Below are 13,460 nucleotides of genomic sequence, written 5' to 3' on the forward strand. Positions count from 1 at the left end.
CCACTCCTTTATTCGACAAAAAGAAATCGGCATTACAGCCGATTTCCATCACTGATTACATTTATTATACGTCATCTCATCGTTGCTGGAAAGAGAACATCCCGTTTCTTTACATCGATAATGCCCTGCTGTGTAATGCGGATATATGGAAGATGGGTGGACGACAAAAATAAAATCGCATAAACCGGATCGTCAAACGGATAGCCGAACGATTGCAGGAGGGTTTGCAACGTCTTTTCTTTCTCAATCAATTCCCGCATGCCACCTGCGAACATGCTTCCGGAAAGGGGTAATGGCAACTCAAATAAAATCTCTCCGTCATGCGCAGCAACAATACCGCCCCCAAGCTCTTTCATCCGTTGCCATGCTAATAACATATCCTGCTTGCATTTACCGATAAAGACGATGTCACCACTCGCTGAATATGAGCTTGCCAATCCACCCAATCGATTAGTGAAACCTTTAATGGCAGTATTCACACGCCACTGCCCTTGTCGGTCCATAAGCATTAGAAAAGCATCATCGTTATTGTCCGGAATAACATCAAGCGTTACATCCGTATTAATGGCATAAGCTTTTATGATCACATCATTAATAAGCTGCAACCCGAGCGGAACGGAAAATTGCATATCATCCAACGTCAGATCCCAGTTGAAGGTCACCGGTTGAATATCATGACCGGACCAGTCAACACTCGAAACTGTCTCATTCGAGGGATGATCTTTATGAATCCATTCCCCTTTGGCAAGAACGCCGGCCGGGGTTGGATGGTTTGGATCCTCCAGTATGTTAATATTTGCCAGCCGCCCCGGAGCAATACAACCGACTTCTTCGATAAGGCCGTAATAGGCGGCTACATTGTGTGAAGCCATCCGGTACGCATCAGGTAACGGAATTCCCCTATCGATGGCAATAGCGACGCAGACGTTCATGATACCATTTTCATAGAACCCCGGTGTCGATCCATCCGTTGTCATCATTAAATGATCGAATGAATGAAGCCCCTCGGCCAACAGCTCGTCAATCAAATTGGGCAAATCGGGCCGAATGGATGAATAACGAAGTCCAACCTGGTACCCAAGTTGCAAACGTGTCATAACTTCTTTTCCGGTTATGGCTTCATGATCTGCTGACACGCCCAACAATTTCATTTTCGTCAATGTCCGCTCTGATGCACCGGGCAAATGCCCCTCTATTGGTTTCCCCAGACGTTTAGCTTCCTGAATCCAGTACAGGAGACGGTCATCCCCGTCCAATAAGCTTGGCCAGGCCGTCAACTCTCCCCCTTGAATAACGGAAGGATGCTGAAGCCATGACATGACACTCGACGTACTGAACAAATCCTCATCCTTCTGCAGCGCGGTTTGTGAATCCAGTCGCGCCCACCAGTACATGGAAACGGGTAATCGGTCCAGAGCGTTCAATAAGGAAAACGCTTTCTCTTTGTCCAGCAAAAAGTTCCAAAGCAAATTATCATTGATAAATGTTGTCGTTCCGTATTCGGCACCATGATGTGCAAGTGATTCCGGATTATACAGTTGGAATGGATGGGCATGCGGTTCCATATATCCAGGAACAAGATACTGACCCGAACAATCAATCACTTCCGCTCGGTCGTACTTCTCCGGCATCGCATCACCGGCATACACAATTCGGTCGCACAAAATCCAAATATTCGCCTGTTGCCATTGTTTCGTATACGTATTTAAATACATTCCATTTTTTAAGATAATCGTTGGGGAAACATTTCCATCCATAACAGCGACATGTTCCCTCAATTCTCGGTTTCTCCATTGAAATCTATTCTCTGACATACTAATCAATGCTCCAAAGAAATGGTTTTATCCATCGTAACATAAATATCACGTGTATGCGGTAGCGTTTTCATAAAAGAAAATGAACCTTTTGTGACATAATTGATATGCAGTCCGGTATAATCAGAGCTGTCCAGGAAATGTAACAGCCCACATTCGCCTGAGAAGGCATGCGGGCTGTTTGAAATGGATAGGGTATCAAAAATGCAAACTGTCATACCGACTAATTATGTTGTTCCCGCAGATCGTGCGATGTCATTCCGGTAATAGAAACGGTCGGAATGGATGCGACGATCCATCCATTCGTATGCATCTGTGATAGCTTCGGCAAGTGAATCTCCTTTGGCACCTGCCAGAAGAACCCTCCCGCCGTCTGAGACTAATTGGTCAGATTCTTTGCGCGTTCCGGCATGAATGACGAATGCACCATCTTCCGTCAGTTGATCAGGCAATGGAACACCTTTCTCATATGGACCCGGATACCCCTTGGATGCGAGGACGATACCGGCACAGCTTTTTGATTCCCACGAAAGCTTGGGATCCTTGCCATCCAGTACATCAAGCAATACTTGCAGCAGGTCATTTTCCAACAGCGGCAGCACGACTTGTGTCTCCGGATCACCGAATCGCGCATTAAACTCGATGGCTTTCGGTCCCTTCGCCGTCATCATCATTCCCGCATACAGAATGCCTGTAAATGGATGCCCTTCCTGGCTGATGCCATCTGCGGCTTTCTGTAAAACGTGTTCTGTTATGTCATCAAGGGTTTCCTGAGACACATCGTCCACAGGAGCATAAGCACCCATTCCGCCCGTGTTCGGTCCTTCATCATGATCACAAGCCCGTTTATAATCACGTGCAGGCAACATCGGGAACACATGGTTTCCGTGGACAAATGCCATGAGCGAGAGTTCCGGTCCTTCCAGGCATTCTTCAATGACAATACTCGATGCCTCATCCGAATGATCGTCATGGGGCAACAGCTGATCCACGGCTTCAAGTGCCTCCTCCATAGTGCGCGCAACAATGACACCTTTACCGCCAGCAAGGCCATCCGCTTTCACAACGACCGGTACGCCAATTTTATTGATATAGGCTTTGGCATCGGCTGGCTCGGTAAAACCAGCATACGCAGCCGTCGGAATATCATAGTGCAACATGAAGTCTTTGGCGTAACGTTTGCTTCCTTCCAGCATAGCCGCTGCTTTTGTCGGTGCAAAAATGGGCAGACCTGCTTCATGAAACCGATCCGTGATGCCGGCAAGCAATGGATTTTCCGGGCCGACAATCGTCAAGTCAATCACGTTTTCAGTGGCAAAGTCCACCAATCCATTCGTATCCATTTCATCAATGTCCACACAAACAGCAATATCACGGATGCCACCATTGCCGGGCGCCGCGTAAATCCGGTCCACCCGTTCACTTTCGTACAACTTTTTAGCAATGCTGTGCTCCCGTCCACCTCGTCCAATAAGCAATAAATTCACAAAAACACCTACTTCCCATGTCAATGTTTAAAATGACGCATGCTTGTAAATACCATAGCAATACCATACTGGTTGCACATGTCAATTGAATCTTGGTCCCGCTTCGATCCACCTGGCTGTATAATCGCCGTCACACCTGCTTTGGCAGCGGCTTCGACGGTGTCCGGCATTGGAAAAAAGGCATCTGACGCCAGCACAGAACCTTTCGCTTTGTCGCCTGCCTGCGTCACCGCAATCTCCGCAGCACCGACCCGGTTCATTTGTCCGGCACCGACACCGAGCGTCTGCTTCTCTTTCGCCAAAACAATCGCATTGGACTTCACATGTTTCACAGCTTTCCAGGCAAACGCCAAGTCCGTCATTTGCGCTTCCGTCGGCTGTTTTTCTGTCGGATAGTCCAGCTGTTTATCCGAAATGGAACCGTCATCACCGGACTGAATCAGCACACCGCCATGAACAGCTGTCAGCTCATGGGACCCTGTTTCTGTTTGCTGCATATCCACTTTCAGCAAACGAATATTTTTCTTTTCAGTTAAAATAGCTATCGCATCCTCGGTGAATTGCGGCGCCATCACAATTTCTAGAAAAATCTCTCCCATTTTTTTCGCAACATCCTTATCGACCGTCCGATTACAAGCAACAATGCCGCCAAAAATCGAAACCGGATCTGAATCGTAGGCTTTGGCAAAAGCATCATTGAGATCGGCTGCTTCCCCGATGCCGCTCGGATTCATATGCTTAACCGCCACAACAGTCGGGTAATCATACTCAGCAATCATGGCCAGTGCCGCATTGGCATCCTGAATGTTATTATAGGAAAGCTGTTTACCGTGCAATTGGCTCGCCGAGGTCAGACTCATTGCTGTCTGCTGCGGCTTCTTATAAAATGCCGCCTGCTGGTGTGGGTTCTCGCCATACCTTAGTGACTGCACTTTTTCATAGGTAACGGTGTAATTTTCTGGAAATGCCTCTTCCGTCATGTAACCAGCAATCAAAGCATCATATTGTGCCGTATGGCGGAATACTTTTGCAGCCAATGCTTTCCGTTTGCTGCGGTCGAGCGCGTTATTACGAATCGCATCGAGAACGTCTTCATAATCATCCGGATCAACGACGGCTGTCACATCATTCATATTTTTAGCAGCTGCGCGCAACATGGCTGGGCCGCCAATATCAATGTTTTCAATAATGGTCTCTTCTGTCGCACTTGGTTGATCAAGCGTTTGTTTAAATGGATAAAGATTAACAACGACCATATCAACAGGCTTTATGTCATTGTCGGCCAGCTGGCGCAGATGCACATCTTTTCCGCGATCAGCTAAAATACCGCCATGCAGCGCCGGATGCAACGTTTTCACGCGTCCGTCGAGCATTTCCGCAAAGCCTGTCAGGTCCTCAGCAGCGGTGGCGTCAACGCCGGCATCACGAAGCTTTTTTAACGTACCGCCGGTAGAAACAATCTCATAGCCCAATCCGGCCAGTTCGGACGCGAACGATTCTACATAACGTTTATCGTATACACTTATCAGTACCCGTTTCATAACATGAACTCCTCGCTTTTGTTTATCGATTTACAAATCAAAACGCATGCTTTCCGGTCACTCCGGTTGTTCGAGCAACTGCCGAATGACAGCAGGATATAACTGATGTTCGGTTTGTTGGATTCGTTCAGCCAACGTATCTTCCGTATCATCAGGCAAAACGGGAACCTCCCGCTGTGCAATCACGTCTCCCGTATCCACTCCCTCATCAACATAATGAACGGTCACCCCGGTTGTTCGCACACCTGCCCGGTAAGCTTGGCCGATGGCATCTTTGCCGGGAAATTGTGGAAGAAGGGAGGGATGAATATTAATAATTCTACCTTCGTAATTTTTCAGCAATGTTTCTCCAATAATTCGCATATAACCGGCTAGGAAAATCCATGCAACGTTCATTTCGCGCAGTTTGTCCAACACTAGCTGTTCATACGTTGCTTTAGAGGCAAACGTCTTTGGATGAAAAACGGATGCTTCCACCCCAAACTTTTCCGCTTTCTCAAGGACTGGTGCATCCGATCGATCACAAACTAGCAGGACCACGTCGACCGCACGTTCGGTGTCATTCATGATGGATTCAAAATTGCTCCCGGTTCCAGATGCAAATACAGCAGCACGCATGTTTTTCATCGTTTGATATGCACTCCTTCATCCGACACCGTTTCACCGATGACCCACGCTTGTTCACCGATATCAGCTAGAATACGCAGTACCGTGTCCGCATCTTTTTGTGCAACAACGAGACTCATCCCAATACCCATATTAAAAATTTGGTACATTTCCTCATCCGACATGTCGCCGATATCCTGCAAGAATGTGAAAATACCGGGTTCATCCCAGCTCGACGTATGCAGCTCAACGCCGATTCCTTCCGGCAGCATACGGGGCAGATTTTCGTGAAAACCACCGCCGGTAATGTGGGCCATTCCTTTGATTGTCACGTCTTGCATGACGGACTGAATGGGTGTGGCATAAATTTTTGTCGGCGTCAGCAGCACATCCCCAAGCGGAGCATCCAACCCATCATATGTTTTGGTCAGTTCAAGGTCCTCTACCAGCTTGCGAACGAGGGAATAGCCATTCGAGTGAATCCCACTGGAACGTAACCCGATGACCGCATCACCTACAGCGATCGATTCACCAGTGACGAGACGTGACTTTTCGGCAATGCCTACTGCAAAACCGGATAAATCGTAGGCTCCGGACGCATACATACCCGGCATCTCTGCTGTTTCTCCGCCAATCAGAGCAGCTCCAGCATCAACACACCCGGCGGAAATGCCGGAGACAATTTGTTCAGCCCATTCGGGATCCGTTTTCCCACTTGCTATATAGTCAAGGAAAAATAACGGTTCGGCACCCTGGGCAACAATGTCATTCACGCACATGGCCACCAGATCCACGCCGATGGTATCATGTCTGCCCATCTGTACCGCCAATTTGAGTTTCGTACCAACACCATCTGTTCCGGAAACAAGAACGGGCTCTTGATATGAAAATGATGTTAAATCGAAAAGACCAGCAAACGCACCGATTCCACCGAGCGTTTCCGGCCGGGATGTCTGATGGATGTGTGTTTTCATTCGGTTAACGGCCTCATATCCTTGCTCCACATCGACACCGGCTTGTTTATATCTGTTTTCCATGGTCACTACCCCCTCTTAAACCGACTTGTGAACCGGTATTTCCTGAATTGGTTGAATCGGTTGTCACCGGATAATAGCCTGTCATACATGCGGCACAAATACCTTGATGGATGGTTTTATCTTTGATGATGGACTTTTCCAGACCCGTTACACTCAGAAAGGAAACGCTGTCGGCACCGATCATGCTTCGTATCTGATCCAGCGAATAATTAGCTGCAATCAATTCATCGTATGTTGACATATCGATACCATAAAAGCATGGATGCTGTATGGTCGGTGATGCGATGCGGACGTGCACTTCGCTGGCACCTGCATGCTTCAACATTTGCACAATCCGTTTGCACGTCGTCCCGCGCACAATCGAATCATCGATCATGACAACCTTTTTGCCTTCAACCATTCCTCTGACAGGGGCCAGTTTCATTTTCACGCCTTGTTCACGCAATTCCTGAGACGGCTGTATAAATGTGCGGCCGACATAACGATTTTTGATAATCCCCATCTCATATGGCAGTCCGCTTTCTTCCGCAAAACCGATAGCGGCGGAAATGCTGGAATCCGGAACACCAACAACGATATCAGCCGCAGCAGGTGCTTCAGAGGCCAGTTCCTTCCCCATCTGTTTACGTGACGCATGGACATTGACGGCGTTCACATCACTGTCTGGCCTTGATAAATACACATATTCCATGGCGCACATTCTCCGCTGACCCCGCATGGCGAATCTGGATGATTGGAGGCCATCGTCGCTTATGGTCACCAATTCCCCGGGAAGCACATCCCGTTCAAAAACAGCACCAATCTGATCAAACGCACACGATTCGGATGCCACCACATAGGCATCACCCAAGCGGCCGATGGACAATGGCCTGATACCATTTGGATCAACAGCCGCATACAGTTTGTCATCGGTAAGAATCAGAAAGCCGTAAGCACCGCTCGTCTGATTAAGCGCATCGGCAATGGCTGTTTCATTGACTTCCATACTTCGTTGTTTCATGAGGTGAGCAACCACTTCCGTATCCGATGATGTCTGCAAAATACTTCCCTTGTGTTCCAATTCGGATTGGAGCCTATCAGCATTCATGAGGTTTCCATTATTCGCCAATGCCATGCTTTGTATCTGTGACTGAAACAAAAGCGGCTGTACATTTTCATACACTTGACTTCCTTCCGTAGCACTTCGCACATGACCAATGGCAACATTGCCTGATAGTTGGGAAAATTCAGCAAAACTGAATACATCATTGACCAACCCGAGTCCTTTATGGGAGAGGAGACGCTTGCCGTTATTGACGACAAGGCCGGCTCCATCCTGTCCACGGTGCTGCATTGCGTGAAGACCATAATACGTCAGTTCCGCTGCCTTTGGATGCCCCCAAATACCAAAAATGCCGCATTCTTCGGTTATGCTTTTTTGTTCAGCAGGCATGGAATAGCTCCTTTCCACAGGTTCTCAAGCATGCTGGCTGATTCATCAATAATTGATCTTTTGTTAACATGGACATCCAATCGATCATTGTCTGTCACATAGCCAATAGGTGCTGCGTCGGCGACCATGCTTTCAAAGGCATCTTTATTCTCCGGTCGTACAGTGACAAGAAACCGTGACTGGGATTCACTGAAAAGGGCAGCCGTGGCATCACCTGTGACAGATGCTTTAACACCTAGTCCTTTGCCGTTGAACACGGATTCTGCCAGTGCTGCAGCCAGTCCGCCCTCACTGACATCCCGAGCGGATTGAACCAGACCGGTTTGAATCGCCTGCAGCAACTGTTCCTGCCGATTGGCTTCGACTTGCATATCAATTGCTGGTGCCTTTCCTTCGTAGCGTCCGGAAACGATGTTTTGCAGTTCGCTGCCACCGAATTCAGCCTTTGTTTCACCGATCAAATAGACCACGTCATACGCTTGTTGGAAAAAGCTTGGTGTAATGTGATCAAGCGATGCGGCTAAACCAACCATGCCAACAACCGGTGTCGGAAAGATAGAATACCCATTGGATTGGTTGTATAAAGATACATTTCCGCTGATGACGGGTGTTTCAAGAGCATTGGCGGCGGCACTCATACCATCGACACTTTGTTCCATCTGCCAGAAAACATCCGGATTGGTCGGATTGCCATAATTCAGTCCGTCTGTCAGTCCAAGCGGCTGAGCACCGGAACAGACAATATTGCGGGCCGCTTCAGCAACGGCGATTTTTCCTCCCATTTCCGGGTCAAGATACAGATAACGAGAATTACAGTCAGTCGTCATAGAGAGGGCTTTATCGGTTCCTTCCAGACGTATGACAGCCGCCTCCGATTCTGATGCGACAACGTTATTCGTCTGGCTGTCGGAATCCATTTGGTTATACACCCATTCTTTGCTGGCGACGGTCGGTTGCTGGAGAATTTGTCTGAGCATGGCTTGATGGTCATCCACATCAGGAATTGTATCCTCCATCTGCTGAAATGACCGGAAATAGTCTGCTTCCCTCGACGGCATGTCGTATACTGGAGCTTCTTCGGCCAAAGCATCAGCTGGTACGTCGGCTACGGTTTCTCCGTGCTGAAGCAACCGGAACGATGTATCTTCGGTTACTTTCCCTACCTCGGCACAGTCCAGCCCATGCTTGGCAAATACGTCGATGATTTCTTGTTCACGACCTTTTTTCACGACAAGCAGCATGCGTTCCTGGGTTTCTGACAGCATCAATTCATACGCATTCATATCCGATTCACGCTTCGGTACCGAATCCAAGTCCATCGTGATACCGGTTCCTGCCTTACTGGCCATTTCACTTGCCGATGATGTCAATCCGGCAGCACCCATATCCTGTATTCCGACAAGCGCATCGGACTGCATAACCTCCAGGCACGCCTCTATCAGCTGTTTTTCCATGGCCGGGTCCCCAGTCGGAAGTTCCGGATCCGATTCGTCGTCTGCCAGATCACCGGAGGCAAATGTTGCACCATGAATACCGTCTCGTCCTGTCGGCGCCCCCGCATACAAAACCGTATTGCCGGGGCCTGCTGCAATGCCTCTTTGGATATCGCCATGACGGATAAGTCCAACACACATGGCATTAACGAGTGGATTATCTTCATAGGTGCTATCAAACTGTGCTTCACCGCCTATTGCCGGAATACTGACACCACTTCCGTATTCCGCCATACCACGGACGACTTCCTGAAACAAATGATTGACTCTTTCCGTTCCCAACGTGCCGAATCGCAATGAATTCATTAAAGCAACAGGCTGTGCCCCCATGGAAAAAACGTCACGGACAATGCCGCCAACACCGGTAGCTGCTCCATTGTAGGGGTCAACAGCAGACGGATGGTTATGACTTTCAATTTTAAAAACGGCAGCCAGTCCATCACCGACGTCAATAATGCCGGCACCTTCCCCAGGTCCCTGGAGAACGTGCTTACCGTTGGATGGGAATTTTTTCAGCAACGGCTTGGACGTTTTATAGCTGCAATGCTCCGACCACATTACCGAAAAAATTCCGGTTTCCGTCATGTTTGGACGTCGCTGCAGTATGTCCTTCACCCGTCTGTATTCCTCGTTACTCAATCCTGAATCCAAATACAATTTTTCCTGTTCAATCTTTTCCGGTGTAACGTCATGCGTTGACGGCATGGGTATCCCTCCAATGGTTGACCAGTCATGCGACCAGTCATATTCGAATATGATCGTGCACATCTGCGTCGTCGCGTCCTCATGCGTTATATCGCAAAGCATCAGTGTAGATAAGTTCTCCAGGCTTGTTTGCAAAGACAAGCCCCTTTAGCTTTTTTCACACAGCAGTTTTCCTTTCAAGGTCAGCCATCCAGTCCAATTCGACGGAATATGTGATCGACATTTTTTAAATGATGAGTCGGGTCAAAGCACGCATCCAATTCAGCCGATGTCAGCTTGTCAGTGACGTGTTCATCCGCTTCAAGCAAATCCCGGAAAGAAATCCCCTGTTCCCAAGCCTCCATAGCTTTCGGCTGGATAAGATCATACGCATTCTCACGGGTCATGCCATGTTCTACAAGCTCAAGCAGCACACGCTGGGAAAAAATAACGCCGTATGTTTGGTCGATATTCGCCCGCATGTTTTCGGAATAAACGGTCAGGTTGCGGACAATGCCGGCAAAACGGTTCAGCATATAGTTGAGGGCAGATGTCGTATCCGGCAATATAATCCGTTCGGCTGAGGAATGGGAAATATCGCGTTCGTGCCAGAGAGACACATTTTCAGCTGCGGTTACCATATGTCCCCGCAACACACGGGCTAAGCCGGTCATGTTTTCCGAACCAATCGGATTGCGTTTATGCGGCATGGCCGATGACCCCTTCTGTCCTTTCGCAAAAAATTCTTCCACTTCGCGCGTTTCGGTTTTTTGCAGGCCGCGGATTTCAGTTGCAAATTTTTCAATCGATGCAGCAATGAGCCCCAGTGCCGAAATATACGCTGCATGCCTGTCCCGCTGCAACGTCTGTGTTGATACCGGGGCCGGTGTCAGGCCAAGTTTGGCACACACATACTCCTCGACATACGGGTCAATATTCGCATACGTGCCGACCGCGCCGGACAGCTTGCCATACTCGATATCGTTCGCGGCCTGTTCAAAACGGTCGAGATGACGTTTCATTTCCTCGTACCAAAGGGCAAGTTTCAGGCCGAATGTTGTCGGCTCGGCATGAACACCGTGTGTCCGTCCCATCATCACCGTATATTTGTGCTCGATGGCCTTCTCCTTTAAAATGTCCAAAAACTGGTGCAAGTCCTTGCGCAAAATATCGTTGGCCTGCTTCAGCAAATACGACTGTGCGGTATCCACGACATCGGTGGACGTCAAACCGTAATGCACCCACTTGCGTTCGTTGCCTAGTGTTTCCGAAACCGACCGTGTAAAGGCAATGACATCATGCCGGGTCTCCGCTTCAATCGCTTGGATCCGCTCCACGTCGAAGGAAGCGTTATGGCGGATTTTTTCCACATCACCGGCAGGTATGACACCGAGTTCGCTCCACGCTTCACAGGCTAGAATCTCTACTTCCAACCATGCGTTATATTTATTTTCTTCCGTCCAAATCGTTCCCATTTCTTCTCGTGTATAACGATCAATCATGTCTCTTCCTCCTGATAGACAGCAACATTACGGCTTACTTCAGCCGACGATTCGCCAGTAAACGTCAAGTGGCCCATTTTGCGTTTCGGTTTCACTGTTTCCTTGCCGTAAACGTGAACAAATGCATGTTCCCATACGGATGACTGAGCCAATGCTGGATGTGTCTCTTCCCCAAGCAGGTTAATCATTACGGCTGGATTAAGCAGCCGGACAGGCATAAGTGGAAGTCCGCAAACAGCCCGGATATGCTGCTGAAACTGGGATACGTTGCATGCTTCAATCGTGTAGTGACCCGAATTGTGTGGGCGCGGTGCCATTTCATTGATATAAACAGAATCATCTTTTACGAACATTTCAACGGCAAAGGTGCCAACAACATTAAGTTTTTCGGCAATAATCGCCGCTGCTTCAATCGCCTTACGGTGCACGGTTTCACTAATAGACGCGGGGACAGTGGTTTTGTATAAGATTTGTTCCTTGTGTTCATTTTCACCAATCGGAAAATACGTGATATCACCCGACTGACCTCGTGTGAACACAACAGAAATTTCCTTGTCGAATGAAATCCATTCCTCAGCAATACAGGAATCATGTTCTTCAGCAAATGTACAGGCCTCGGGTACATCTTCCTCAGCCGTTACCTTTTGCTGTCCTTTGCCGTCATAACCACCGCTGAGTGTCTTCACAACAGCCGGAAATCGCATGTCTTCCAGAGCTGTTTTGCATTCCTGAGCATTCGTAACAATGAAAAAGGGAGGTACCGGCAAACCGGACTCATCCACCGTCGATTTTTCCTTTTGCCGGTTCTGGGTTACTTCCAGAGCATCCGTCCCCTGCGGAAGTTTTCCTTGCTGTTTAACCAATTCAGCTGCATCCGCATCGACGTTTTCAAATTCATACGTAACAACAGCACTCATGTCGGTCAACTGTCTGATCCCTTCCTCGTCATCATAGCTGGAAACAATGTGTTCATCAGCAACCTGAGAGGCAGGGCAATCCGATGTCGGGTCAAGAACGGCAATCCTGTATCCCATATATTTTGCCGAAATCGCCATCATACGTCCTAACTGTCCTCCGCCGATGATTCCGATTGTCTTCGGCGGAAGAATGACATTATTGTTTGTCAAGCTCCTCCCTCATTTCTGTCACAGATTCTTTCATCGTCTCCCGGTGTTCCTGCAGCCGGGATGCCACTGTACCATCAAACGCACCTATCATTTGAGCGGCAAGCAGACCAGCATTTTTTGCACCGGAACGGCCGATGGCAACAGTAGCTGTCGGCACACCGCCCGGCATTTGCACAATGGACAAGAGGGAATCCAGACCATCCAATGCCTTGGACTGCATCGGAACGCCGATGACAGGGAGTGTCGTCTGCGCCGCCACCATGCCCGGCAAATGGGCAGCGCCACCCGCTCCGGCAATAATTGCCCGCAATCCACGCTCCCGTGCCGATGCTGCATACGTCGCCATGTCCTGCGGGGTGCGGTGCGCGGAAATGATTTCTTTTTCATACGAGATCTGCAATTCGTCCAGCATATCACAAGCATGTGTCATCGTTTCCCAGTCTGATATGCTGCCCATAATAACACCAACTTGCGCCACTTGAATCCCTTCTTTCATCCTTCACTATTTAAATAAAAAAATCCATTCTCCTCCCCATAAATCCATAAGAGAAGATGAATGGACTCCTCACTGACAAAACAGATCATTGGCCCACAAGCCATGAGTCATCTCCCCTCATAGTCCGGCATTTACGGTGCCGGGTAGAGACTTTCAGGCCATATTCCCGAAAATATATGAGGTACCGTATGTTATTGGCCCAAGTATAACAAGCATCTGAACCTCAGTCAATATAAATCGA

At 48.6% G+C, this 13,460-nt stretch carries 10 protein-coding genes and 1 riboswitch; all 10 genes read right to left on the reverse strand.

The genetic code is table 11. The features are described from left to right. Nucleotides 1-71: 71 nt before the first annotated feature. Nucleotides 72-1,814, reverse strand: coding sequence for an adenine deaminase C-terminal domain-containing protein (locus ABDZ72_RS01575; RefSeq protein WP_343750719.1), 1,743 nt, complete (start codon nucleotides 1,812-1,814; stop codon nucleotides 72-74). Between the two features lie 227 nt (nucleotides 1,815-2,041). Next, nucleotides 2,042-3,301, reverse strand: a complete 1,260-nt coding sequence (purD, locus tag ABDZ72_RS01580; protein WP_343750721.1) for a phosphoribosylamine--glycine ligase — start codon at nucleotides 3,299-3,301, stop codon at nucleotides 2,042-2,044. Nucleotides 3,302-3,321: 20 nt separating this feature from the next. Continuing rightward, nucleotides 3,322-4,842, reverse strand: a complete 1,521-nt coding sequence (gene purH / locus ABDZ72_RS01585; protein WP_343750723.1) for a bifunctional phosphoribosylaminoimidazolecarboxamide formyltransferase/IMP cyclohydrolase — start codon at nucleotides 4,840-4,842, stop codon at nucleotides 3,322-3,324. Nucleotides 4,843-4,899: 57 nt separating this feature from the next. Continuing rightward, entirely contained in the window at nucleotides 4,900-5,469 is a 570-nt protein-coding gene (gene purN / locus ABDZ72_RS01590) for a phosphoribosylglycinamide formyltransferase (protein ID WP_343750725.1), read from the reverse strand. Next, the gene (gene purM / locus ABDZ72_RS01595; RefSeq protein WP_343750727.1) at nucleotides 5,466-6,485 is read right to left on the reverse strand and encodes a phosphoribosylformylglycinamidine cyclo-ligase; all 1,020 of its coding nucleotides are present in this window, start codon (nucleotides 6,483-6,485) and stop codon (nucleotides 5,466-5,468) included. Before purM ends, purN begins: the two co-directional genes overlap by 4 nt. After that, on the reverse strand, nucleotides 6,469-7,917 hold the full coding sequence (purF, locus tag ABDZ72_RS01600) for an amidophosphoribosyltransferase (protein WP_343750729.1): 1,449 nt from the start codon (nucleotides 7,915-7,917) through the stop codon (nucleotides 6,469-6,471). The genes purM and purF overlap by 17 nt, the downstream gene beginning before the upstream one ends. Continuing rightward, nucleotides 7,893-10,115, reverse strand: a complete 2,223-nt coding sequence (purL, locus tag ABDZ72_RS01605) for a phosphoribosylformylglycinamidine synthase subunit PurL (protein ID WP_343750731.1) — start codon at nucleotides 10,113-10,115, stop codon at nucleotides 7,893-7,895. Before purL ends, purF begins: the two co-directional genes overlap by 25 nt. A 182-nt stretch (nucleotides 10,116-10,297) precedes the next feature. After that, the gene (gene purB / locus ABDZ72_RS01610; protein WP_343750732.1) at nucleotides 10,298-11,596 is read right to left on the reverse strand and encodes an adenylosuccinate lyase; all 1,299 of its coding nucleotides are present in this window, start codon (nucleotides 11,594-11,596) and stop codon (nucleotides 10,298-10,300) included. After that, nucleotides 11,593-12,723: a 5-(carboxyamino)imidazole ribonucleotide synthase gene (gene purK / locus ABDZ72_RS01615; protein WP_343750734.1), complete on the reverse strand. Its 1,131-nt coding sequence runs from the start codon at nucleotides 12,721-12,723 to the stop codon at nucleotides 11,593-11,595. Before purK ends, purB begins: the two co-directional genes overlap by 4 nt. Beyond that, the gene (gene purE, locus ABDZ72_RS01620; protein WP_343750736.1) at nucleotides 12,710-13,201 is read right to left on the reverse strand and encodes a 5-(carboxyamino)imidazole ribonucleotide mutase; all 492 of its coding nucleotides are present in this window, start codon (nucleotides 13,199-13,201) and stop codon (nucleotides 12,710-12,712) included. The genes purK and purE overlap by 14 nt, the downstream gene beginning before the upstream one ends. Before the next feature lie 118 nt (nucleotides 13,202-13,319). After that, nucleotides 13,320-13,419, reverse strand: a riboswitch (purine riboswitch). Nucleotides 13,420-13,460 lie beyond the last annotated feature (41 nt).

The sequence above is a fragment of the Lentibacillus halophilus genome (assembly GCF_039522485.1).
Lineage (GTDB): Bacteria > Bacillota > Bacilli > Bacillales > Amphibacillaceae > Lentibacillus > Lentibacillus halophilus.